Origin of the sequence: Adlercreutzia equolifaciens (assembly GCF_029076695.1) — a bacterium.
In the GTDB taxonomy this organism is placed as follows: Bacteria; Actinomycetota; Coriobacteriia; order Coriobacteriales; family Eggerthellaceae; genus Adlercreutzia; species Adlercreutzia equolifaciens_A.
Genome location: NZ_JARFIK010000001.1, coordinates 1,050,180 through 1,074,519 on the forward strand (window position 1 = coordinate 1,050,180; position 24,340 = coordinate 1,074,519).

The 24,340-nt window shown below is 60.7% G+C and carries 21 protein-coding genes; 12 read left to right on the forward strand and 9 right to left on the reverse strand.

The features are described from left to right. Positions 1–67: 67 nt before the first annotated feature. Positions 68–1,288, reverse strand: a complete 1,221-nt coding sequence (locus PZH32_RS04160; protein ID WP_275206393.1) for a HipA domain-containing protein — start codon at positions 1,286–1,288, stop codon at positions 68–70. A gap of 56 nt (positions 1,289–1,344) precedes the next feature. After that, positions 1,345–1,563, reverse strand: a complete 219-nt coding sequence (locus PZH32_RS04165; protein ID WP_275206394.1) for a type II toxin-antitoxin system Y4mF family antitoxin — start codon at positions 1,561–1,563, stop codon at positions 1,345–1,347. 339 nt (positions 1,564–1,902) lie between these two features. On the opposite strand from PZH32_RS04165, the gene PZH32_RS04170 reads away from it, so the two are divergent. The 7 genes from PZH32_RS04170 (at position 1,903) to PZH32_RS04200 (ending at position 10,809) form a co-directional block, all read left to right on the forward strand. Next, complete coding sequence (locus PZH32_RS04170; protein ID WP_275206902.1) at positions 1,903–3,468, forward strand: helix-turn-helix transcriptional regulator; 1,566 nt, start codon at positions 1,903–1,905, stop codon at positions 3,466–3,468. A gap of 143 nt (positions 3,469–3,611) precedes the next feature. Then, positions 3,612–4,235 (forward strand): hypothetical protein, encoded by a 624-nt coding sequence (locus tag PZH32_RS04175; RefSeq protein WP_275206395.1) that lies wholly within the window; start codon positions 3,612–3,614, stop codon positions 4,233–4,235. Positions 4,236–4,288: 53 nt separating this feature from the next. Continuing rightward, complete coding sequence (locus PZH32_RS04180; protein ID WP_275206396.1) at positions 4,289–7,024, forward strand: molybdopterin-containing oxidoreductase family protein; 2,736 nt, start codon at positions 4,289–4,291, stop codon at positions 7,022–7,024. Beyond that, on the forward strand, positions 7,014–7,619 hold the full coding sequence (locus PZH32_RS04185; RefSeq protein ID WP_275206903.1) for a 4Fe-4S dicluster domain-containing protein: 606 nt from the start codon (positions 7,014–7,016) through the stop codon (positions 7,617–7,619). The genes PZH32_RS04180 and PZH32_RS04185 overlap by 11 nt, the downstream gene beginning before the upstream one ends. A gap of 115 nt (positions 7,620–7,734) precedes the next feature. Beyond that, the gene (locus PZH32_RS04190) at positions 7,735–8,409 is read left to right on the forward strand and encodes a TorD/DmsD family molecular chaperone (RefSeq protein ID WP_275206398.1); all 675 of its coding nucleotides are present in this window, start codon (positions 7,735–7,737) and stop codon (positions 8,407–8,409) included. Further along, the gene (locus tag PZH32_RS04195) at positions 8,406–9,164 is read left to right on the forward strand and encodes a hypothetical protein (protein WP_275206399.1); all 759 of its coding nucleotides are present in this window, start codon (positions 8,406–8,408) and stop codon (positions 9,162–9,164) included. Before PZH32_RS04190 ends, PZH32_RS04195 begins: the two co-directional genes overlap by 4 nt. A 157-nt stretch (positions 9,165–9,321) precedes the next feature. Next, positions 9,322–10,809 carry a S10 family peptidase gene (locus PZH32_RS04200; protein WP_275206400.1) on the forward strand — a complete coding sequence of 496 codons (1,488 nt, stop codon included), beginning with the start codon at positions 9,322–9,324 and terminating at the stop codon, positions 10,807–10,809. A 100-nt stretch (positions 10,810–10,909) separates the two neighbouring features. Here the strand turns inward: PZH32_RS04200 and PZH32_RS04205 are convergent, their stop codons facing one another. From PZH32_RS04205 to PZH32_RS04220, 4 genes are all read right to left on the reverse strand, one after another. Then, positions 10,910–11,455 (reverse strand): phosphatase PAP2 family protein, encoded by a 546-nt coding sequence (locus tag PZH32_RS04205; protein WP_275206402.1) that lies wholly within the window; start codon positions 11,453–11,455, stop codon positions 10,910–10,912. Positions 11,456–11,579: 124 nt separating this feature from the next. Continuing rightward, on the reverse strand, positions 11,580–12,272 hold the full coding sequence (locus tag PZH32_RS04210; RefSeq protein ID WP_275206403.1) for a nitroreductase family protein: 693 nt from the start codon (positions 12,270–12,272) through the stop codon (positions 11,580–11,582). A 144-nt stretch (positions 12,273–12,416) separates the two neighbouring features. Then, complete coding sequence (locus tag PZH32_RS04215) at positions 12,417–12,731, reverse strand: hypothetical protein (protein WP_275206405.1); 315 nt, start codon at positions 12,729–12,731, stop codon at positions 12,417–12,419. Positions 12,732–12,902: 171 nt separating this feature from the next. Next, complete coding sequence (locus PZH32_RS04220; protein ID WP_275206406.1) at positions 12,903–13,301, reverse strand: MGMT family protein; 399 nt, start codon at positions 13,299–13,301, stop codon at positions 12,903–12,905. 78 nt (positions 13,302–13,379) lie between these two features. Between PZH32_RS04220 and PZH32_RS04225 the strand changes: the two genes are divergently transcribed. After that, on the forward strand, positions 13,380–13,937 hold the full coding sequence (locus tag PZH32_RS04225) for a DNA-deoxyinosine glycosylase (protein ID WP_275206407.1): 558 nt from the start codon (positions 13,380–13,382) through the stop codon (positions 13,935–13,937). A gap of 21 nt (positions 13,938–13,958) precedes the next feature. Here PZH32_RS04225 and PZH32_RS04230 read toward each other — a convergent pair whose 3' ends face one another. Next, positions 13,959–15,545 (reverse strand): helix-turn-helix transcriptional regulator, encoded by a 1,587-nt coding sequence (locus tag PZH32_RS04230; RefSeq protein WP_275206408.1) that lies wholly within the window; start codon positions 15,543–15,545, stop codon positions 13,959–13,961. A 194-nt stretch (positions 15,546–15,739) separates the two neighbouring features. On the opposite strand from PZH32_RS04230, the gene PZH32_RS04235 reads away from it, so the two are divergent. Next, complete coding sequence (locus PZH32_RS04235; RefSeq protein ID WP_275206409.1) at positions 15,740–17,329, forward strand: FAD-dependent oxidoreductase; 1,590 nt, start codon at positions 15,740–15,742, stop codon at positions 17,327–17,329. 786 nt (positions 17,330–18,115) lie between these two features. Further along, positions 18,116–18,586 (forward strand): hypothetical protein, encoded by a 471-nt coding sequence (locus tag PZH32_RS04240; protein WP_275206410.1) that lies wholly within the window; start codon positions 18,116–18,118, stop codon positions 18,584–18,586. A 271-nt stretch (positions 18,587–18,857) separates the two neighbouring features. On the opposite strand, the gene PZH32_RS04245 is transcribed toward PZH32_RS04240, so the two are convergent. Further along, complete coding sequence (locus PZH32_RS04245; protein WP_275206411.1) at positions 18,858–20,105, reverse strand: RidA family protein; 1,248 nt, start codon at positions 20,103–20,105, stop codon at positions 18,858–18,860. A 218-nt stretch (positions 20,106–20,323) separates the two neighbouring features. Next, positions 20,324–21,316, reverse strand: a complete 993-nt coding sequence (locus PZH32_RS04250) for a hypothetical protein (protein WP_275206412.1) — start codon at positions 21,314–21,316, stop codon at positions 20,324–20,326. Positions 21,317–21,632: 316 nt separating this feature from the next. On the opposite strand from PZH32_RS04250, the gene PZH32_RS04255 reads away from it, so the two are divergent. Both PZH32_RS04255 and PZH32_RS04260 read left to right on the forward strand, forming a co-directional pair. After that, positions 21,633–22,052: a peptide deformylase gene (locus PZH32_RS04255; protein ID WP_275206413.1), complete on the forward strand. Its 420-nt coding sequence runs from the start codon at positions 21,633–21,635 to the stop codon at positions 22,050–22,052. Then, complete coding sequence (locus PZH32_RS04260) at positions 22,045–24,207, forward strand: HelD family protein (RefSeq protein ID WP_275206415.1); 2,163 nt, start codon at positions 22,045–22,047, stop codon at positions 24,205–24,207. The genes PZH32_RS04255 and PZH32_RS04260 overlap by 8 nt, the downstream gene beginning before the upstream one ends. Positions 24,208–24,340: the final 133 nt, after the last annotated feature.

The window sequence follows — 24,340 nt, forward strand, 5'->3', positions numbered from 1 at the left end:
CTAATTACGCGTCAGTGTAACGGAAAATTGCTCGCTCTCTGTTGCTGATCAGTTAAACCTGGAGGTCTCACATGGCGAGCAGTATTTCGAGTCGCGGGTACACATCCTCTTCAATGTCGTCGGTAATATAGGGAGCGTCTTCGAATCCCATTGACTCGAGTTTCGTGCTCTCTTCCCTCAAAGCCGGAAGGGCTTTATCGGCGAATTCTTGAGCCATGGAACGGAGAAGGCGCATGTTTACACCTAGCTGTTCGGCTACAATCGAGAAATCGCTTGATGTGACTTCGTTGATATCGAGGTGGTCGCCAAGGGCCATGCCCATGTTGCTGGTGAAGCGCGCGAAATACGTGGTGCTTACCAAGTCGTAGGCGGGGGCCAGCTGGAACGATTGCCAATTGGGAGCGTAGAGGATCGAAAGATTCTTCAGATGGTTGTCGCAGTTGCCGATGAGGTAGTTGTACAGAATGATGCGCGCGAGATTGGCGATGTCCTGGGCGGGTTGGGCAGATCGCTTTCTGAGGAAGTCGCCAAGGACGGCGATGGTGCTTGGCTCTAGCTGGTGGTATTTGTCCTGTGGTCTTATGCCGAAAGCTTGGGTGATATCCTCTTGGTGTCGGCGACGGGGCGTCACCAGGCCGTCCACTGTTTCGGTTGTAGGGGCCAGGCGGTCGTAGCGTTCTACGCATATAACTGGCCTGAGGGGGTCGATCAACTCGGTTCGGGCTGTTGGAACGCCGCAAGCATGGGCGCAGACCATGGCGAGATGCTCGACGGTCATGAGGTCGCGCAAATCTTCGCGGGCGAATTTCACGATGTAATTCGAGGGTGCGCCGCCCCGCGGCTGATACCAGCCCTCTTCGAGGGGCGCCTGAGGATCGTGGAACAGTCCGCACTTGCTTTGGGTGCCAGCGAGCGAGAGGCGGGCCAGCTCAAGTGATTCATCAATCATCTTCGGCTTGCCTGCCATGGCCTTTACCTCTTGGAGCGTAAGGGGCTCATAGGCGCGAGTTGCCTGATAGGCTTCCGGGTTGATGATGATATCGCCGAGACAGTCAAGGCCGCACATCTGAAGCATGGTGAAGTAATCGGTGGTGAGGATGCCAAGCGACCGGCAGAGGTTTTCAAGGGCCTCGCCTTCAGGGAGGAGTCCTTTGAAGTAAGGGAGAAGGGCCTCCTCGTCGTAAGGCTTGTCCGTGAGGGGCAGTGAGAGCGAAACGGAAGCGGCGTCGTCCCGATCAAGGTATTCTTCGCTGTATTGGAAGGTAGCGGCGCCGTTTTTGCGGTTCAAGGCTCCTATAAGGGCGAGCCCTTCGGGGGCGTCGCGATAAATGGGTAGCTGCATGGCTATTCACCTCTGCGTTGGAGGGTGAGGTCGAGGCCAAGGGTATTGATGACGTTGAGGGTTTTTGCCAGCTCGGTGGTGGGCTTGCCGTTTTCCAAATTCGAGATGAACGAAAGGCTGACGCCGCAGAGATCTGCGAGCATGGTTTGCGTGAGACGTTGCCGTTTTCTCTCTGCGCGAATGGCGGCGCCGATGGCGCTAACGGTGTTGACGGGGCTCATGTCTTCCTCCAAATTTCTGCGTACGCCGAAATTATGTCAGAAACGACGTAAATTTCTGCGTACGCCGCAAAAAAGCATGAAATGCTAATAATTCTTGCGTACGCAGAAAGTATCACAGCAGCTAGGTGGTTTATAGGTTTTCGTGAAAAAAGGTTTGACGAATAATACTAGAAGCATTTATAGAAATACCGATGTTCGCTTATGCCGCTTCGATCAGTTATTTTCCCAGGTGGCAAGGGTGTTGAAATTAAGATTCACTCAATATGGGTCATTACTGGGAAAGGCGATACCTCTATACTTTCTGGGAAAAAGAGGCAGGGAGGGGGCCTGGGAGTGGAAATGCCAGAATCGCTGAGGGCGCGGTCTGCCCTGGGTCTGTCTATGGCGGCGGCTGTGGGGTCAGGCTGCTGGATTGCCTGGATCACTATCATTTACAGTGCCGACGTCACGCTTCCCGCGGGTGTCAACGCGCTTCAGACGACGGCGGATGCCTTCATTCTCTCTACGTTCTCCCTGGGCATAGCCTTGATTGCGCTTGGCTGCATACCTCGTTGGGCAACGCGTTATGGGCTGGGTGGCCGCTCTCTGGCCGTTGCTTCGCTGATAGGGGCGGGGGCAACATTAGGCGTCCTGAACAGTCCGCTTCTGGCGCCTGCGCTGTTCGTGCTTTGCGCGGTGGCGACGGGCCTGGCGACGTCGCTCATTGCGCTGCGGGCGGCCCTTGTGCTCTCCGAGGTGGAGACCAAGGCCATGATCGTTGCCATGGGGTCCGCCCTCATGCTCGGTGTGTTGATATACGCCTTCGATATGATGCTGGTGCTCTGCGGGTTGCCGGTCCTTGCCGCGGCGATGCTGGTCCTTTTGCTTCCGTTGGCCGCCGCCGCGCTTTCGATGCCCGCCGATTTGGGCGGCTCTGAAAACCCCGATGCTTTCACCGGAGGGACTTCGCGTGGTCGCATGCCCGCTGAGGTAGTGCGTCTTACGGTGTTCATTGTCATGTTGCTCTTCCTGCTCAGCTTGACCCGCGGCTACTATCCCAACCTCATGGAATCTGGCCAGTTCGCCGCTTCTCGTTCGCTGGTGGGCTTGGGTCTTTTGGCGGCGGGTGCGGCTATGGCGGCCCTGGCGGCAGTCTCGCCCCGCAACGCGGCATTTGGCACGCTGTTCTATGGGTTGCTCGTGGGCTCGGTCTTGGTGGTGCTGGTGCTGGCGCTGCTCAATGTGAACGCTACGGTGATGGGCGATGTGTCCTCGGTGCTCTACGGCATGACCATGCTCTGCCTATGGGCGTTGTTGTGCCGCGTGTCATTTCGCTCGGGACGCTCGGCGGTGCAAGTGGTAGGTGTCGGGTTCGGAGCGGCCTGTTTGGGCACCACGGCCGGTGTCGGTGCGGGCTCTGCGTTGTACACGGCTGGCGTGTCCACCGCCGTGCTGGCCTTCGTCATGGCGGCGGCCGTTATTCTCTGCGTGGCGTCCAGCCTCTTCCTGTTGCGCATCGATGACGTCAAGGCGTTGATGCAGCCTTCGGAAGAGGAGTTGGAAGAAGAATGGGCGCCTCTCGCTGCGACGGCTTCCTCGGGTCCGATAGGCGTTTCCGCGCGTTCCGCCCAGGAGGGAGAGACGGCGTCGGACCGTGCGCCCGCGGAGACGGTGGCCGCTCTTGACGGCTACCAGGCATCGCTGCGGCGTCTGTGCGCGGTGATGGCGGTGGACTACGGCCTTTCCACTCGCGAGGTAGACGTGCTCGAGCTTCTGGTGGTGGGCAAAGACGCCAAGGCCATTGCCGATGAACTGTTCATTTCGTTCAATACCGTGCGTTCTCATATTCGCCGCATTTACGTCAAGCTCGATGTGCATTCCCGTCAGGAGCTTCTGGACCTGGTAAAGGAAGCCCCTCAGGGATAGTCCTCATTTTCCCTGTTCAGCGGCTGCATACATTTTGAGTGAACCGCTTCCGTGAGGAGTTTTCGCTCACGGTGGACGATGCGCAACCGTCGCTCCGCATCCTAGTATTTCCCCATCGGCAGCATCGTCGAAGAGGGGAGACTATGAGCTACGACGTCATGGGGGCAGAGCGCGTCAGCCGTATTTTGGAGGACAATCCTGCCTATCGATTCTTGTACGCGGGGCTACTTGATGCCTGTACCGACGAATGCGCTCTTGAAGAAGCGCTTGCCTGGTGTGCCAGTCACCGCACGTCCCAATCTCAAATCCTCAGCGATGCCGCCTTGGTCGATGCCATGGTGCGCTGCGGTGCCCTGGAGCAACGTGTTCTGGTGGACGGTGCGCTTTACGAGGGATCCCTTGAGGCCCTCCAGGACGACGAAACAGTGCCGGAGTCGGCCGAGATGACGGTGCGGCTCCAAACCACGGCCGAGGGCCTTGAAGCGGCGCGCGTCCAGAACGAGCTGCGCTCGCTGGAGCGGCTCATTGCGGAAGCGCCCCAGCGCGAGGCCGGCTTTCGTGCCGTGCTGGCCTGGTGCGCCGACGATTCGGGAAAAACTACCCGACAGCTGCAGGAACTTCTGAAAGAGGCCAACCAGCTGGAAACCGAAGAGGCCCGCAGTATCGACGGGCTCCATGCAAGCTATTTCACGGGCGCCCTCGAAGCCGTAGGCGCGCTCGCGTGGAATGGAAAGGCGTGGATTGCCACCGAGAGGGGGCGCGCCTAGCGCGCCAAAGGCAGTCTGCGAAAACGTCGAGAGAGAGGAAGAGGAGGAAGTCTATGAGTGAAGCTACGTTGACCCGTCGCAATTTCCTCATGGTGGCCGGCGCCGCCGCTGCCGCCTGCGCGGCAACGGGCTGCTCGCCCCATATGGAGGAAACCGACATGGCCGACACCGGCGCTGCCGAGGAGGAGCCCGCGGAGCTCGTGCACACGTCGTGCCGCGCCTGCATCTCCAACTGCGGCGTGATTGCGCACGTGCGCAATGGGCGCGTGGTGAAGGTGGAGGGCGACCCCATCGATCCCATGTCGAAGGGTCGTCTGTGCGCTAAGGGCCTGGCGGCCATCCAGGCGCTGTACAACCCCAACCGCATGAAGTACCCCATGAAGCGCGTGGGCGAGCGCGGCACCAACCAGTGGGAGCGCATCAGCTGGAAGGAGGCCATCGACACCATCGCCGACAATCTTATGGAGATCTACGAAAAGGATCCCATGAAGCTGGTCATCTCCACCGGTGGCGGCGGCAACCCGCAGTTCTTCGGTCTGCATCGTTTTCTGCAAGCCTTCGGTGGCGGTAACTTCTTCGAGCCGGGTTGCGCCCAGTGCTACCTGCCCCGTATGTGCACCCAGCCCATGTTGAACGGCTGCAACGATACTTCGATCGCCGACTCTACGGTGGGCGAGATCTACTACGAGGACGCCGTGCCGAACTGCTTGGTCATGTGGGGCACCGATCCGTCCCAGAGCCACGTGCCCTCGGGCGGTCGCGCGGTGAACAACCTGCGCATGAAGGGCATGAAGACCGTGGTAGTGGACCCGCGCTTCACCCCCGACGCCGCCAAGGCCGACGTGTGGCTGCCCATTCGCCCCGGAACCGACGTGGCCATGACCAACGGTTGGGCTCGCTACATCATCGAGAACAAGCTCTACGATGAGGAATGGTGCGTGAAGTGGACCAACCTGCCCTTCCTCATCAATGAGGAGACCATGCTGCTCTATCACGCCGACGAGTTGGGCATCGGCAGTGCCGACGAGTACGTGGTGTGGGACGGCAACACCAATGCGCCGGCCGCTATGCCGTGGCCCCAGGACGAGTCCCTGGCCCCCGTGCTCGATGGCGAGTTCGAAGTCAAGGGCAAGAAGAGCCGCACTGCCTTCCGCGCGGTGTGGGACAACTGCGCCGAGTGGACCCTTGAGCGTACCGCCGAGGTCACCTGGTGCGAGGCCGACGCCATTGAAGCAGCCGTGAAGACCTACTGCGAGGGTTCGCCGCATTCCGGTATCTCCATCGGCGTGGCCACCGACCAGTATGCCCAGTCGGCCCAGGTGCCCGAGGGCGTGACCATCATCGAGTCCCTCATGGGCAACGCCTGCCATCAGGGCAACACCATCCAGAGCCGCAAGAACCAATCGCTTGGTACTTACTTCCTGTTCCCGTTCAACCTGTTCGGTCCCACGCCGCTTTCGCCGACCGAGGACGTGGTGAGCCGCCGTCTGGGCGTTATCGAGCACAAGGGCCTGAACTACTGGATGGCCTCGCACATCCCCACCATCATGGAGGCCATGAACACCGGCGAGCCCTACCAGCCGGAAATGTGGATCGACCGTTCCGGCAACAAGCTGGCCATGGTGGGCGGTGCGGGCACCTTCCTCGAGGCCATGAAGAAGATGAAGTTCATCGTGCATATGTACATGTATCCCACGACGACTTCCATCGAGCTGGCCGACCTCATTCTGCCCACGGCCGAATGGCTGGAGACCGCCTACGGCGCCGATCGTTGCAACGTGTGGCTCATTCGCCGCGACGTGGTGCACACCTTCGAGCATGTGGACGAGACGCTCATTTGGTCGTGGATTGTGGCGGCTCTGGCTGATCGTGGCCACAGAGAGGCCCAGATGGCCTTCGAGGCAGACAATTGCGGTGCCGCTGGCCCCTATTGGCGTACCTACGACGAGTACAAGGGCTACCTGGCCGCCTTCATGAGCCAGTCCTTCGGCGAGCAGTGGACGTGGGACGAGTGCTGCGAGAAGCTGCCGGCCGAGTTCATGCCCATGGAGGAGTGGATCACCTCGAGCTACGAGAGCTACGAGCAGGCTGACCCCGAGACAGGTCTGCCCGCCGGCTTTGCCACCAACTCCCACCGTATGGAGCCCTACGGCGAGGCCATGACCATCATGGGCCGTACGGGCGGTCCCCAGGGATCGTCGTTCTGGGACGGCTACGTGCTGCCGCCAGCGTCCGTGGACTATCTGCCGCTGCCGCGCTACGAGGAGCCGGCCGAGTCGCCGCTGTCCGACGAGGACTTCCCCTACGTGCTCACCGAGGGCCGTGTGCCTATGTACCATCACGGCACCCTGCGCAACGTTCCCTGGATTCGCGAGATGTATCCCGTGCCGCAGACCTGGGTAAACCCGGTCACCGCAGCCGAGATTGGCGTGGAAGAGGGCGACTGGTGCTTCGTGGAAAGCCGTCGTGGCAAGATTCAGGGCCGCATCCATATCACCGAGGGCATCGCGCCCAAGGTCATCTATCAGGAGCGCTTCTGGAACCCGGAGCTTATGGATTCCGACGACCCGAGCCGCGCTTGGAAGGCCATGAATGTGAATGTGCTGACCAAGAACGATGCTCCTTACAATCCCGAGTTCGGCACGTACACGCTGCGCGGTTTCACCGTCAACGTGACCCGCGCCGACAGCGCCCCCGAGGGCGTGTGGGTGGAGCCGGCGGAGTTCACGCCGTGGCTGCCCGAGGTAACCGACGAAACGGGAGGAGGTTATGCCGTCTATGACGCGTAACGCCATTGTTGTCGACCTGAACCGCTGCATCGGCTGCTTCGGTTGCGAGGTCGCGTGTAAGCAAGAGAACGACGTGCCCCTGGGCCAGTACTGGAGCCGGGTGACCCCGGTGGGCCCCCAGGGAACGTTTCCGAACATCGAGCAGTACTGGCTGCCCACGATGTGCCAGCAGTGCACCGGCGCTCCGTGCGTGGAGGTATGCCCGACGGGTGCGTCCTACCGCGACGAGGAGACGGGCATTGTACTCATCGACCAGGAGAACTGCATCGGCTGCGAGTCCTGCCTTTCGGCCTGCCCCTACGGGGTGCGCGCTCTGAACGAGGCCGAGAACGTGGTGGGGAAGTGCACGCTGTGCAAGCCCCTTACGGACAAGGGCGAGCTGCCCGCTTGCGTGAAGGCCTGCTGCGGCGAGGCGCGCTTCTACGGCGATCTTGACGATCCGGAAAGCGATGCCTCGAAGGCCGTGGCCGCCTACGATGCCGCCGATTGTCATCAGTTGGCCGACGACGGCAACGGGCCGAGCACTATTTACCTGCTCTCGCCGAAGTACGCCACTTGGGTGAGCGACGACGCCGTGCAGGTGAGCAACGCCTAAGTTTTGATGTATCCCGCGGGTCATTCCCTCACCCCTCCCTGGGAAATGGCCCGCTCTTCTTGGGAGGGCAGCGGCAGGACCGCTGCCCTCTTTCCTCACAGAAAGGACCGCGCCTATGACTGCTTCAGATTCGTCTCCGGCGGTTGAAGAGACGCGCGCGTTCTTTGAGAACGCCGCTGTGTTCTATCCGCTGCTCAGCAGCATCTTCTATCTTGAATTGACCGAAGAGCAGATCGACGGCTTGGCAGAAAGCGGCTTTGCCTTTCCCGACGACGGGTCTGCCATGGGCGATGCCTGCGCGCGGCTGCGTCGCTATTTGGCACGGCGGGGGGCGACGGCGCGCCAAGATCTGGCCGTCGACTACGCCCGCATCTTTCTGGCCGCCGGTGTCTATGAGGGCGAGACGGCGGTACCCTACGAGAGCGTGTACACGTCGCCCGAGGGCATTATGATGCAGGACTCTCGTGACGAGGTGGTGCGCGTGTACCGCCGCAACGGCCTGGTCATTCCCTTGGATCTGCAGGTACCGGAGGATCACCTGGCTTTCGAGCTGGAGTTCATGGCCCATCTGAGCAAGCGCATTGAGGCGGCTCTGGGTACGGGAGAAGACGCGCGCTCTTTGATGGAGGAGCAGCGGCAGTTCATCGACGAGCACCTGCTCAATTGGGTGCCAGCGCTGCAGAAGCGAGTCGAGAGCTTTGCGAAGCTGCCCTTCTATCCGGCCATGGTGGCGCTGACCCTCTGTTATGTGCGCGAGAACCGAGCAGTCCTCGAGGAGGCGCTGTCATGATCTTCGCCGTGGTTCTGGCCTTAACCGTGCTGGGGTGCTTTCTCTTTCGCCGAGTTGTAGCCGCGCATCCAGCGCTCCTGTACGGATTCGCCTTGGTAGTGGACGTTGCCTATTTGGCCGCCGACTACCTGGATGCGCCCTTCTGGCTGTGGTCGCCTCTGTTCGTGCTGGTGCAGAAGTGCATGCTCTCTTTGGCGTTGTTCACGGTGGTCATGTACATCGGATGCTTTCCACACAGCTCGCGGGTATCCTACTGGCTGCGTCCCGTGCGCGCCGAACTGTCCATTGCCGCCTGTCTTTTGGCGGCGGGTCACATGGCGGCCTATCTGGGCACCTATGTGTCGCGTTTTGTGGCGGGAAGCGCTCGCGGCAACGTGGCCGTGGCCTTTGCCGTGGCCCTGGGCCTGTTGGTGCTCATTTTGGTGCTGGGCATCACGTCGCTCCATTCGATCAAACGGCGCATGCCCTCCGAACGCTGGAAGCAGGTGCAGAAGTGGGCCTATCCTTTCTTCGGTCTGATCTATGTGCACTTGGCTTTGATGCTGGCCCCGTCGGCTTTGGGCGGAGGAGCGAGCGCCCAGGAGAGTCTGGCGGTATACACGGCGGTGTTCGGTGTGTACGCCGTGGCGCGGGTGGCGCGCGCCTTGGCCGAGCATCGGGAAGCGTCTGCATCACTTCGCGAGATGCCGCCAAATCCGAGCGAGCCGCTGTCGGGACTGGGGGAGGACGAGTGGCAAGAGGCGCCGTCCGTCTGAGGCATCTCCTCTAAGGGGTGAATGGGTAACGGCGGCGTTTCGGCTGCTTCTTGCTTTTATGACGGACGAGCCTTCTCCATAGAAGGCTTCACGAGGAGAGCGTACCGTGTTTTTTGAACCCTGAACAGGGGAAGACGCAAACCCTAAGGAGCCCATCATGGCTGAGACCACTCCGTCCTTCACCGTCACCATCAATGACGGCGCCAAGGGCACCAAGCCCGAGCCGACTATTCCCGAGCCGGCATCGGTAACCCGTACCTGGACCAACGGCAAGGAAACCCTTACCTACGAAACCACCGCTGAGATGATGCCGGTGCACACCGACGATGGTACGCTCATCGGGCACATGTTCGCGCTGTCCTATGTGACCGATCTTGAGGACAAGTCCGACCGTCCCGTCACCTTCTGCTGGAACGGCGGCCCTGGCGGATCTTCCGCTATGGTGAATATCGGCGGTATGGGCCCGCGCCACGTGCCCATTTCCAGCCAGAAGCAGCTGCCCTGCCCCACGGCTCCGGAAGACAATCAGTGGTCGATGCTTCCCATCACTGACCTGGTGTACATTGATGCCTTCGGCACCGGTTATTCCAAGGTGAGCCCGAACTACGATGCCAAGAAGGTCTGGGGCGTCGACGGCGACGCCGATGCCTTTGCCCGCGGCATTGCCCAGTGGCTGACCACCCACAAGCGCTGGGATGCGCCGCTGTACCTGTACGGCGAGTCCTACGGCACCATGCGTAACTCGGTGCTGATGCGCGTGCTGGGCGAGCGCGGTATTGCCCTGACCGGCGTAGTCGAGCAGTCCACCATTCTGGACTACGCGCCGACACTGTCCGGTAACGACCTGTACTATATGGGCATGCTGCCTGTCTACGCCGCCACGGCTAACTACTTCAAGAAGGCCGGCGTGGGCGTTGACCAGTTCGAGTGGTTCGACAAGGCTTGGAAGTTCGTGGACGAGAAGTACGGCCGCGCGCTGATTGCCAGCGATTCCATCACGCCTGAGGAAGAGCGCGCCATTGCTGAGGAAATGAGCGAGCTCATCGGTCTGTCCGCCGATTTCTGCCAGGCCAAGCACCTGCGCATCGAGCTGGACACCTTCCGCAAGAACATCATGGCCGACGAGGGCCTGTTCACCGGCCGCTATGACACGCGCTTCACCGAGCCGGCCTATATGGACGTGCAGGGCGACAACGAGTTCTTCGCTGGCGAGGATCCGTCGGGCGACGCCATTATGACGCCGGACGAGTCCGCCTGGATGATGCTCGTGCAGGAAACGGGCTTCAAGGGCTCGCCGAACAACGTGCTGCTGTCCTTCAAGGTGAATGAGGACTGGAACTGGACCCATCAGGCGCCCGGCACCATGGGCAGCCCCGTGTGCCCGAACACCGCCTACGACATGGGCACGGCCCTGCGCCGCAACCCCTACTGCCGCGTGCTGTTCTTCGGCGGCATCCACGACGCCGCTACGCCGTTCTGGAACGTGAAGCACTCCATCTCGAAGATGTTCCTGCCCGAGAGCATCACCGACCGCATCGAGTACCACGTGCACGAGAATGGCCACATGGCCTACGAGGATCAGCCTACCCTCGAGAAGATGGGCCCCGAGCTGGCCGCCTTCTACGACAAGCGCCATCAGAAGTAAGACCGGCGCAAAACGCTCGGTACGAAGAGGGGGCTTCCGCCATGGTCGGCGGAAGCCCCCTTGTTTGTTCCCCGGGCGCGTTGATTGCGCTTGGACGGCCCTAGGCATTCGTAGCGGGATGTCGCTTGCTCCAGGCGGCCATGATTTTTGCAGCGGCAAAGCCGGCGGCCAGGCCGATCAGGCAGCCGGCAAGTACGTCGGTGGGGTAGTGAACGTAGCAGTACAGGCGCGAGAGCCCCATCAGGATGGCCACCACCAGGGCGCCAATGGCCAGGGCGCGAGGCGCACGGGGGTCGCGCATGAACAGGAGGGCACCGGCGCAGGCGAAGGCCGCGGTGGTGTGCCCCGAGGGAAACGACGAGCCATGCGGCCGGGGGATGAGCATGATGACCTCGGGATTCACGTCGCAAGGCCGAGGGCGCATGAGCAAGGGCTTGATGGTGAGATTGGTGACCAGGGCGCCCAAGGCGATGGCCACGAGCACGGCCACCCCCAGCTTGCGGGTGCGCGGGATGCAGCACAACACCAGGCCCGTGAAGATGAACAGGGCACCGGCATTCCCCAAGCTGGTGAAGGTCGCTACCAGCATATCGAGCCACCCCGTGTGGATGGTCTGAATGGCATCGAGAATGACAAGTTCGTTCACAAAATTCCAGGGCGGCGAGATAGCCCGATCGCGCCCCACTCCTTCCGTCTCCCACCCTACAGGAAAGCCCCTATCGGGGCAACTCTTGGGAAGGGGAGACTTCTGGCAACGCTCGTTGCGAAAGCTAGTGCTTCCAGGTGAAGGGCGCGTCTTCGCCGGCTCCTACCTCGAAGTGGTATTTCGCAATGCCCAAGTCCACTTTGGTGTAGGGGCCCATCTTGGTTTTGGCGATAACCTCCCAGGTGCCGTCGGGCTGCTGACGGCCCAGGCGGAAGGTGAACTTCTGCTGGTTCAGGGCCGTGGGCGCCAGCAAGGCGGCATCGACGCCGTGGCGGAACCAGTCGGGGGCGGTGTCGTAATCGGGGCTTACTTGCTGGGGCGTTTTCGACGTGTGCGGCGTGCCGGGGGTTGTGCCGTAGCCCAAGGCCACCACGCAGCGCAGCGATTCGCCGAAGTCCACGTTGTAGGCACCCTGCACCTGCTTGTAGGTTTGGCCGACCCAGCAGCTGTTGATGCCCAGTTGTTGGGCGCGCAGGACAATTTGCTCGCCGTAATAGCCTGAGGAGTTGTCTAGCTCTTTGCCGTCCGGCCCGATAACGGCCAGATAGTTGTTAGCGTTGGCGAAGCCTACCTTGCGAGCCAGGAAGCTAGTGAAGGCAAGGGGCTCGTTGAGCACCAGTTTGAAGCCCATCCAGCTTTCTTCGTTGATGATGTCGATGAAGGCTTGTAGATGTTCAACGGCGTCATCGGCGAGGGGGCGGTCTTCAAAGGTGCGCACCGCATGGCGCTGCTCCATGGCTTCTTGCAGGGGAATCATGGGAACTCCTGTCTCTTGGTCTGCCCTTATTGTAGGGGGACGACTGCGGGAGCCCCTTGTGAAATCTGAGTGTTTGACGTATCGAAAGAAACGCCCCGTCTCGCGAGATGCAAGACGGGGCGCTCATGTCGAAAAAGGGCGCGGCTAGCAGCCAAGGGTCTCGTCCATGTCGTAGGGCATGCGCTTGACCAGTTCGCAGTACTCCTGGATTTGCTGACGAGTCTCATGATCGAACAACGCGATGTGCTCATGCAGCTCCTGGGAGAACTGCTTCACGGGCCAACGACGCTCTTCCTTGTCGCGGCCGTCGTCGCCTTCGATGCCGCGGGCCCATGCCTCGGCAGCTTCTTCGGCGTGGCGCAGCTTCTCGGGGATGTCCACCGATTGGTCGGCGTTGATGGCCTTAATGATCTTGTCCTGCTTGGCGATGATCTTCTCAAGCAATTCCTTGTTCTGCATGGGAATGCCTCCTTCGAGTGTCTGATGGGTGGCGGGGCGGGGCCGACGCGCCTGGTGCGGTACGCCAGCAATTCAAGCCCACGACCCCATGGTAAGACTCGATTTCTTCTTGGCCGATTTCGTAGGAAGACGGTCATGGAAAGAGGGGGAAGCCGTTGCCAATTTGGCGTGTTAGTCTCCCAGCTCGGCGTCCCAGTCGAAATCCGGGGGAGGGCCGACGGCCAGATCGCCGTCCGGCTCGGCTTCGGGACGCCCGCTCCAAAGATGCTGGTCAAGCAGGACGCGCCCTTCTTCGTCAAAGGCGATGCCCTCGGCGGCAAGCATCTTGCGCTGCTCGTCAGGGCCGCCGAACGCGAAGCCCGTGGCCATGCGGCCGTCCTTGAACACCACGCGATGGCAGGGGATGCAGCCCGGATCGGTGCCAGGCTCGGGGTTCGCATGAAGGGCGTAGCCCACGTACCGAGCAGCGCGAGGGGCACCGATGAGTCGCGCCACCTGCCCATAGGTGGTCACTTTGCCTCGCGGCACCTGGCGCACGACGTTAAACACGCGGTTGGCAAAATCGCCCATGGAAGCTCCTGCCTCTCGGTTTCCGATACACTGAGGGTAACCATAGCAGAAGCGCGCAAAGGGAACGAGGCGGGTGCCGTGAAAAATAAAGAACCCAAGGAGACCGTGGCGTCGAACGCCGGCGCTGCCGCGCGCGTGGTGCACACCATAGAGCCGGTATTCGACGAGCGCTCGCGCGTGCTGGTGCTGGGAACCATGCCCTCTCCGAAGTCCCGCGAAATCGGCTTCTACTACGGGCATCCGCAAAACCGCTTCTGGCGCGTGCTAGCGGCGTTGTTCGACGAGCCGGTCCCGACAACGAACGAGGAGCGCACGGCGCTGTTGCTGGCTCACCGTATTGCGCTCTGGGACGTGCTGGCTTCATGCACCATCAAGGGAGCCTCCGACGCTTCCATTGCCGACGCGGTGCCCAACGACTTGAGCCGCATTACTGAAGCAGCACCCATCCACCGTGTGTTTTGCACAGGAGCAACGGCGGCGCGGCTCTATCGGAAGCACTGTGAGGCGGCCACCGGCATTCCCGCTACGCAGCTTCCTTCCACCAGCCCCGCCAATGCCGCCTGGTCCCTCGACCGCCTCATCGAAGCCTACCGCCCCCTAGCGGAAGCGGTGGAGGAGGCTGAAGTGGGTGCGTGAGCGGTGCTTCAGGCTTGGCTGTTATTTGTCCGTTTCGACGGTCGCGTCACTTTCCTCCAAGAGCTCAATGAGCTCTTGCCGGGAGTGGACGTTGGTTTTGGAGTAGATGCGATCGGTGTGCGTCTTGACGGTGCTGTACGCAACGCCGAGGACGTCGGCGATAGATTGCAGGCTGCGACCTTTTGCAAGAAGCTCGAGCACCTCAGCTTCGCGGGCCGTGAGTCCGAAGTTTTGAGAGACGGTCTGACAGCGTTGGTGCAACATGGCAGAGAACATCTCGGCTAGGTCCATCTGCGCTGCTTCTGCAATGGTGATTTTCTGCTCGACGGGGCTTTCGGCGTCACCGGAGGTGGCGTGGCGCACGGGAAGGGGCAGCATCATTCCGCCTTTGGGGCTCATGACGCTGTCGACAACAATAAAGAGATATACGATTAACAGCGAAATAGCCACTAGCAGCATCGAAGAGCTCGATCCGAGCCAAATGCCGATAAACGTGCCCGCCAAGAGTCCCACATTCATTCCGGATTTACCGACGCCGAAGACAAGAGCGCTTGGCGCTGAAACATTGGCTGCTATGTCGGAGAGGGAAGCCCATACGTACATCTCAAAGAGGATGTACCCCGACATTATGCAAATTCCAGCAAGGGCTTCTTGCCCAGGGGCTACGAACGGCAAAAGCAGAAGGCCTCCGGCCATAAACGGCACAATGAGTTTGTAGGCCAGATCGATTCGTCTCTGTTCAACGAAAAGAATGCTTGCGACAGCGACGACGATCATAACGAGGGCAACACCAGCAAAGACCGCCTCGCCAATTCCTCCTGCCGAGACAAAGGAAAGAGCGGCAGGATAGCCGCGCATGAAGCCGTCAGGAATGCAGTACACCGCTGCGCAAGCGGCAAACTTAAGAGGGAGCGCTCCATGCCAAGAGGCGTGTTTTGTCTTGCCAGGATGGGCTCCGTCGGGAGAGCCGACGGACGCCGCGCTGGGTGTCTCAGTTTCCTCAAAAAGGCGTTGCTCCCTTAGATGATTCGATCGTTCGAGAAGAACCACTGACGCAAGGGGCAGGGCGGCGGTGACGAGTACCGCAAGCAAGGTTGGGAGCATGCCAATAGCCAAATAATAGAAGACGCCAAGAGCCATAGACCAAGGGATGGAATATTTTTTGGCGACAAGGGGAGGAATGCTGCGGTAGGCTTCCGCCCACAAAAGGAGAATGCCGGCCGTGCCCACTCCGGATGCGATCGATCCCGCGTAAACTATGCCATTGCCGGCTGCCTGTCCAAATGAAAGTCCGAACGTGCCCAGTGCGGTCAGGATAACCAGGGTTGCGATAAGGCCGCGCCGCGCGGAAAGAGGAGCAAAGCGCAAAGAGGCAAAACCAAGCGCAATCATTGCGCAGCCGTTTGAGAAGGCGTTGAGGAGCCATGCCGAGAGACTGAGCAATTCTCCGCTATCGCCCCATAAAACCGTCGAGAAGAAGGCGACATGTACCCATCCCCAACACGCGCCGAATCCGAGGCAGTGTAATATCAGCCAATCGAATGAAGATTGGTGCTTCTGGTACTGCTCTGTGGGGTGATCAGATGTATCACCTGATGAATTAAGCATTTTGAGCTCCCGTCCCCTGCAATGGAGGACAATGCCTCCCTCCCGTTTTTCGCGAAATCAACCGCACCTTCCGATGGCGAAAGGCGAGGCCGCTCGGTAATCTTGAGTCGCGATCTTTGAGGTTAGCGGAGGAGAAGGAGCCGCGCAAGATCTCAAAAATTGCAGAGGAATTCAACGAACAATTGGAGGGAATCATGAGTTTTGTCAATGAGCAAGGCGTGTCTCGTCGTCGTTTTCTGCAGGGAGCTGGTCTTGCGGCCGCTTCCGTAGCGGCTGCTGGTATGGTGGCTGGCTGTGCTTCCGCCGACAAGCCGGAAAAGGAGCTGAGCGACACGGGGTCGTCCGAGGTAAAGGCATACGAGCCTGCGGAAACCATGGACGTGGACATCGTGGTAGTGGGCTCGGGCTCCTCGGGCGTGGCTGCCACGGTTCAGGCAGCTGAGCTGGGCGCCAAGACGCTGCTTCTTGAGAAGTCGTCCCAGACGGGTGGCAACGGGCGTCTTACCGAGGGTATGTTCGCCATCAACTCGCAGATGCAGAAGGAGAAGGGCGTGGGCGCTGACGTTACCTTCACCGATATCATTGCTGCCGAGCAGGAGTTCTTCAACTATCGCATCAACAATCTGCTGTGGAAGGACATGGTGGATGCTTCCGGCGACAACATCGACTGGATGGCGTCCCATGGCGTGCAGTTCTCCGGTGTGGTGGACGACTACCACGGCCTGGGCAAGTTCGACTGTTTCCACTGGTTCGACAACAACGGAAGCGGTAGTTGCTACATTGATCCGATGTTGGAGAGCGCGCAGCAGCTGGGGGCCACGGTAATGACCGAAACGCCGGCCGTCGATCTTATCATCGAGGACGGCAAGGTGGTGGGTCTGTATGCTGAGAAGAAGGACGGCTCTATCCTGCAGGTGAACGCCAAGGCCGTCATCCTCACTTCGGGCGGCTACGCCCAGAACGAGGAGATCATGGGCGAGCGCGGCTGGGATCTCACCTATTCTCACAACAATGGCGTGGAGGGCCATGACGGCGACGGCCTGCGCATGGCCATTGCGGCTGGCGCCCATGACGTGTCCCGCGAGCGCTGCTTCTTGCGCGAGGCCTACTCTTTCGGTATCGACTTCTTCGCAGACATGAGCCAGACTATCCATCGTGGTGGCCCGGAACTGTATGTGAATCAGGACGGCGAGCGCTACACCAACGAGGGCTGCGGTTCGTTCGTGCCCCAGTGCGTGGGCAATGCCGTGCATACTCAGCCGCAGTCCTACATGGTGCTGAGCAAGGACATCATCGACACGTTCGTCGAGCGTTCGGGCTATGAGGGTCTACAAGCCGATATGGACGATGCTGCTGCCCAGTGCCCTGGTGACAACATCTACAAGGCCGACACCATTGAGGAGCTTGCCAAACTGCAGGGTCTGGAGCCCGCCATGCTCAAGGCCTCGGTAGACCGCTACAACGAGCTATGCGACAAGGGTGTGGATGAGGACTTCAACAAGGCTTCCGAGGACATGGTGGCTCTGAAGACCGCTCCATTCTACATCTTCCGCCAGGATATGGCGTTCTGGACCTCCATTGGCGGCATCGACACCAATCGCAAGATGGAAGTTGTCACTCCGCGCGGCGAGGCCATTCCCGGTCTGTACGCTGCCGGTACTGACGGCTGCAACCTGTATCGTGAGACGTACACGATGAGCATTCCGGCGTCGTGCAATGCCAACAATTGCAATTCGGGTCGAACGGCTGCCAAGAGCGCTTTCGAGACCTGCGTCAAAGCATAAGCGCAAGTAGTTCACGCGCCCTCCCTTAGACGAGCCGCCTTCGAGCGGCTCGTCTTGTTGGTGGATGTATGGGGTGGTCGCAAACGGGTTGAAGCTGGAGAGCGGGTGGTCGCAAGTAGCTCGAGGTTGAAGGGAGCGGTCACAAAAGGATCGAGGTTGAAGGGATGAGGGTCTCGGAGGGATTGAGATGAAGGTTAGTGGTCGCAAAAGGGCCGAGGTTGAAGGAGCGGTGGTCGCAAAAGGGTCGAAGTTGATGGTTTCGCCCGAAAACGGGCTTTTAAGGTCGCGATTGCGTCCAAGTTGAACCTTTTGCCCCGACTTCGAGCCATTTTTGACCATGCTGAGAGAGCGCTGGCAGGTGGTTAGGGTGGGGAGGAGACGGATTTTGTGGTATATACCCAGATCAGAGCGTTGTGATGCGATCAGGCGGCCAGTTGCTCTTTGGGGCGCTCTCGGGCAAAAACCCCGCCTCGGCGCGATTGCGACCTTAAAAGCTCGATTTCGGGCAAAAGCCCCGCTTCGAGCTGAATTTGACCAGCGGGGAGCGTCGCTCCGTCTGCGAGCCCCCGCTACCACCTCTCTTGCGGCTCCGATTCTTAGGCTTTATTGCTTCGAGTCGATTTTGACCCGCTCGTCCCGCTAGCCATCGACGGCTCGAATCGCCTCGATCCGCTCCTCGCCAGGCTGCCATCGGGCGGCTGCGCTATTGCTGATCCTTCGGCTGATACTTACAATAAATGAGTTGCTGCTTTCAGCGGCAGAATGCAACTTAGGTAAGGAGTGGGAATGAAGAAAAGTCTGAAGACCAAGGCGCTTGCTGTATTCGCCTGCGCGTTTGCTCTGTGCTTCGCTTTGGTGGGCTGTACCAGCGGCGGCAATGCGGCAGGCGATGACGCGGCCAAGAACTTCCAGGGTGACTGGGTGCTCTCGGGCGGCTCGTCTGCCGGTCAGGAGATCGACCAGGCCAGCATCGACAGCATGCAGCAATTGGGCATGAACGTGTATATTCAGCTGCAGGAGGACGGCACGGCGGTTATCAGCCTGTTCGGCTCCGAGATGACGGGCACCTGGAAGGCGAAGGATGCTACTACGGCCGACTTCACGCTGGAGGGCGATACCGAGGAGATCAAGATCGAGAATGACGAACTGGTCATTGAGGTCGACGGCGATTCTCTGCGCTTCAAGCGCGGCGAGATTCCCGCTGCCGAGGTAGCCGCTACGCCCGATGAGGAGCAATCGGCTACCCCCGAGGCGTAATCGCGCGAACCAACGCATCCCGACGCGAACGAACGCTGGCTTTCCTCAATAGCCGGCATTGCGCTCAAGAGCCCCGCAGGTATCTGCGGGGCTCTTGCTTTGTGCGGCTTGCGAGAGTCACGGCAAAGCGGCGTACTCCAGAAAGCGCACCCCAAGAAAAAGCCCCGGCAGCTCGGAGGAGCGCTGCTGGGGCCCGGGTTTTCGAAGGGCCGCATCGCGGGGTGCGGCCCTTCGGCATGAGAGAGACGGCTGCGCTTGGGGCAGCGCGCAATTAAGCGAGGGGAGGGGTGCCTTCCCAGTTGCCGGCGATGGCGTCGATCATGACGCGAGCGCCCTTCGGCAGAACGCCGGTGCCTACCACGCGACGGGCCGGCGTGCCCTCGGGGAAGAAGCGCAGGTAGACCTCGTCCATGGCAGCGGTGTCGCTCAGGTCGGCCAGGTACACGTTCACCTTGACGATGTCGGCCAGAGAGTGGTCCACCGACTCGATGATGGTCTTGATGGTGGACAGGCACTGCTCGGTCTGGCCGGCCACATCGGCGGACAGGTCGGTAGCGATCTGGCCGGAGATGTTGTTGTAGTGGCTGAAGGCCACCGTCTGCGTGGACAGCGGGCAGCGAGGAGCCGCGTCGGTGTTGTTGGCCTCGATAATCAGGCCATGACGGTCCTCGATGGCCTGCGGCGGGGTGCCGTCGCCGTGGGAGACCACGGCTTCGATGGCCACGTCGCAGTGCAGCGGCAGGTCGGCCACGGGCACTACGGTGCGAGCCGGCAGATAGTTAACCGCGCGCGCAATGCCAGAATCGGGGAAGAACGTCTTGTAGACCTCGTTCACCGCATCCATGTCGTCCAAGTTGCGGACCAGCACATTCACCTTGACGATGTCGTCGAAGGGCACGTCGATGGACGTGAGAATGGCCTTCACGTTCTTCAGGCACTGGGCCGTTTGCTCGGCCACATTGCCCAGGATGGGGCGACCGCTCTGCGGGTCGAGCGGCAGCTGCAGCGAGATGTTGTTGTAGTGGCTGAAGGCCACGGACTGGGTGGACATGATGTCGTAGGGGGCGTTGTGGGTGTTGTTGACCAGCTTCAGCAGGTCGCCGGCCTGGGGCACCGACTGCGTACCCTCGCCGTTGTCCACCAGGGCCTCCACCATGACCAGGGCGCCCTCGGGCAGCTCGTTCACGGCCATAACCGTACGGGCCGGCTGGTACGTGGGGAAGAAAGCGGCCTGCACCTTGTCGACGGCGTTCACGTCCATGATGTCGCGCACGAAGATGCTGAGGCGAATGATGTCGTTCATGTCGTGATCGATGCTGGTCACGATGGCTTCAACGTTCTTGAAGCACTGCTCGGCCTGCTCGGCGATGCCGCCGGCCACCAGGGAGCCGGTTGCGGGGTCGAGGGGCAACTGGGCGGACAAATTGTTGTAGTGCGAGAAAGCCACCGTCTGCGAGGACAGCTTGCTGATCGGCGCACTCTGGGTGTTCCGGGCAACTACCACGTTGGGATCGCTCATGATTACCTCCCTTAGGTAAAACTAGGTTAGTGATTTGTGCACTTGCATTAAACTTTACTCAATCGGTAAAGTCAATGACACATTTAAAAATAGCGATGGAACGTGGCAGGTATTTGCACAATATCCGTCACTTTGAAAACGATAAGAGCAGGTGACATTATTTAATTGTGCTAATGAACAAAACGATAACAATCCTATGAAGGTTGTGTGTCGCGCCGTTACAGCGGAAGGGCGTACGCTTGGCCCGCTCCGCACAACTTGCCGAAAATGTATTTGTTGGAGGCCGACTCGTCGGTGGTGAACACCTTGCCCTCATGGGACTCGATGCCCTCCTGCATGGGGGGTCCTACAATGTCGACGGCTAAATTACGCGAGTCAAGGCAAAACAGCGGTACCTCCTCGCCCGAGCCGATGGTGAAGGTGCCGTCGGGATCGCCCAGGTTAACCTGGTAGGCCAAAAGATGCGACGGGGCGATGCCGTAGGAGGTGGATAGCACCAGCTTGCCGTCGGAGGAAAGGCAGGTGCCCTGCACCATGCCGGGAATAGAGAACACGTTGTCCGGCGTTGTCAGGAAGCGCCCCGGGGTTTGCGGGTCTTGGGGGAAGGCGTACATGACAGCAGGGTTCTCGGTGCCATCGGGCGTGACAATGTGGTGGTTGGCCGGCGTCTCGTAATCGCCGGGGTAGTAGAAGTTGCCGGCAAGAAGCTGGTCGTCCTCGATGTTCATGAACGCGGGGGTGAAGTCCAGGTTCACCATTTCGGTAGCCTGAAGGCTCTGTCCGTCTTCGGCGAACACCAGCGTGTCCATGGGAATAGTCAGGTAGCCGCCTTCGCAGGCCAGGTAGGCGAATTCTTCGTTGGTGGTGATGGCCGAGCCGTGATCGGTGTACGGGGAGCCATCGGGGAGGGTAACGTAGAGCGTTTGAATGCTGCCATCGGCAGTGCGCCGATACAGGGGCGACGGCGAGCCGTCGGTCATGTAGCCGCTGAAAAGCCACGAGTCGTCCGCTTCGACGTGGTCAAGGTCTTGGGGAACGAAGCCGGTGTTCAGACCGGGAATCTCAAACTGCGCCTCCGCTTGCTCGAAGTAGGGGGCGAAGGTCATGCGCATATAAATGTTCAGGGCCAGCACCGCAACGACGGCAATGCCAACGACGGACCCCAGGACAATGCCAATTATTTTGAGGGCACGATGGCGATGAGCAGCCATGGCAATCTCCTCTCCTGCCGACAAGCGTCGGCTCGGGAACACAATGCCGCGGCGCATGGGGTGCAGCGGCGTCGTCTTGCAACGTTTCAGTGCTTCCATCATAAGAGAAGGGGCGCCGAGGGCTTCGCGGGCCAAGGATCGTTAGAAAGATCGTTGATTGGGGAAGCGGCGGAGCCTCTGGCAACATCTGCTTACCGGTTGCTGCCAGCTTGGTTGAGCGATGACGAGGCGTCGATCACTGGTGTATACTCTTTAGTCGCATTTTTCAGTGAGTCGGGGGCCGCTTGTCGGTCCATCTCGATCCAAAGGAGCACCTGTGATTAAGGAAGTCATTACCGACGAGGAGATTCTTTCGAGGCCGTGCGAGCCGGCAACGGCCGAGGACGCCGAGGTGGCGGCCGATCTGGCCGACACGCTGCTAGCCGACGATGAGGCGGTATGCCTGGCCGCCAACCAGATTGGCGTCACGAAGGCCATCATCGCCTATCTGAACGAGGCGGGAAAGCCCGTGATCATGTTCAACCCGAAGCTGACGCAGAAGCTCAAGCCCTACACGGCGGTTGAGGCCTGCCTGTCGCGCGAGGAGCCGTCGGCGGTGACCCGCTACGAGTGGATTCGCGTTGCCTACGATCAGCTGGTGGATGGCAAGCTGGTGCCGCGCAAGAAGAAGCTGGAGGGCAACTCCGCCCAGGCCGTGCAGCATATGATCGATCACTGCGAGGGCATCCTTGTCTAGCGCAGCGGAACAGAACGACGCAGCGATTGACGCTGCCGAGCAGGTTCAGGAGCTCTCTGCGGATCCGGTGTTCGCCGCCGAGCAAGCGCACCTGACGGAAACCTACGGCAAGCTGGAGAAAATCGGCCGCGATGCGTTGACTGCCATGGAGGCCGTGGCGGCTCAGGCGGCGGAGGACAAGAAGAACATGGCCGATGAGCTGGCCGTGAACTTCGCCACCTGGGACGACATCCTGGAAACCCATGCCGACATCGTGGCTATGAACAACATCATCGAGGCCCATGACATGGCGAACTCGGTGCAGGCCGAACGTCTGCGCGCGGTGGAAGTATTGCTGCGCGAGCCGTATTTCGCGAAGATTGTGCTGCAGTTCAAGCCCGGTCAGCCGCCTAAGGAGTTGTACATCGGTTCGGCAGGCATCTCGGATGAGAACTATCGGCGCCTCATCGTTGACTGGCGCAGTCCCGTGGCTGAGGTGTACTACAACCAGACCATGGGCCCTACCTCCTATGTTGCCGACGGCCGTACCATCAACGTGGATTTGCAGCTGCGTCGCCAGTTTGAAATCAAAGAAGACACGCTGATCACCTACTTCGACAGCGACGTGGCCATCGAGGACAAGCTGCTGCTGGCTTCGCTGGCCCGTGGTCGCAGTGCCCACATGCAGGCTATCACGGCCACCATCCAGCGCGAGCAGAACGCCGTGGTGCGCCACGCCGATGTGCCGGTGCTCCAGGTGGCAGGCATTGCGGGGTCGGGCAAAACGTCGGTGCTTATGCAGCGCATCGCCTACCTGTTCTACCAGCATCGGGGCGCTCTTGACCCGACGCAGGTGTTCCTTATCTCGCCAAATCCGGTGTTCGGCCGCTACATCGATCGCGTGCTGCCCGACTTGGGCGAGCGCAATCCCGAGATTCTTACCTGGGAAGAGTTTCTGGCACCGTTGCTGCCGGCGGGTCGCGGTGTAGGCGAGGGCGACGTGTCCTATGTGCGCTTGCGCGCCATCGACGACGCCGTGGCCTCCTTCGAGTTCGATCGCCGCGATTTCCGTGACATCGTCAGTGCCGGCGTGCGCCTTATCGGCGCCGACGCCGTGGAGAAAGTGTCCAATAAGTTCGCCAACTTGCCAGCCGGTCCCCATCGAGTCACGCTCATGGCCGAGGAGCTGGCTGCGCGCATGGAGTCGCGCCTGAAGGGCCTGGCCGCTGCGGAAAGCACCCACGACGAAATTTCCTCGCTGTCGGTAGACGAACAGCTGCGGTTGTTCGGCGAAGTGTTCGACCCTCAGTCCGACGAAGAGGCGCGCACCCTGGCGCTCACCTATCTGCGCGAGAAGCACGCCGACGGTTTGCAGGCCCTGGAGGCCATGGCGTGGCTCGACGTCGATCGCGTGGCTCAACGCCTTATGGGCCGCGAGGGTCTTACTTCGGTGGAGTGGGTGTACCTGAAGATGGTGCTTACGGGCTTGGGCAACCCCCAGGCGAAGTACGTGATGATCGACGAGGCCCAAGACTATTCCGAGGGTCAGCTGGCCGTCATGGCGCGCTATTTCCGCCGCGCGCACTTCCTGCTCTTGGGCGATCCGAACCAGGCCATCTTCGAGGGAACGGCCAGTTGGGATGAGATGCGGGCGGTATTCGAGGAAGAGCGCGGCCGCGTGGAGCAGTGCCGCCTTATGACCAGCTATCGCTCAACGCCGGCCATCACCGATCTGTTCGCGCGGCTGCTGCCTGCCGGCGAGGCCATGGAGGTGGCATCGGTGCAGCGCGAGGCGCCTGCACCGGAAATCCTCACCTGCGAGAACGCGGAGCAGTGGCGTGACGAGCTGGAGCGCGTGGTACGCGCGGCCCAGGAGGCCGGCTCGCTGACGGCGGTCATTGTGCCCTGGAAATCCGACGCGAAGCGGCTGGCGAAAACGCTGGACGGCGTGACCGTGCTGGGCGAGGGCGATAGCCTGCCTGCCGAGGGCACGGTGCTCATCCCACTGAAGTTGGCGAAGGGGTTGGAGTTCGATCGCGTCATCATCCCTGATGCTAGTGAGCGCGTGTTCCCTGAAACCGATCTGGCCCGTCGACGGCTGTACACCACCATCTCCCGTGCCACGCGCCACGTGACCATGTTGAGCAACGGGGCGCTTGCCGGGCTGCTCCAGTAGTGACTCGCCGCCGATCGGGGCTACCGGGTATGCCGATTCGCTCAAACAGTCCTCGCTTTGTGAAACAGCCCACTGGGCTGTTTCAGTCGCTGTGGAACTCGCTCTGTCGGCACACCCGGTATCCCCTCTACGC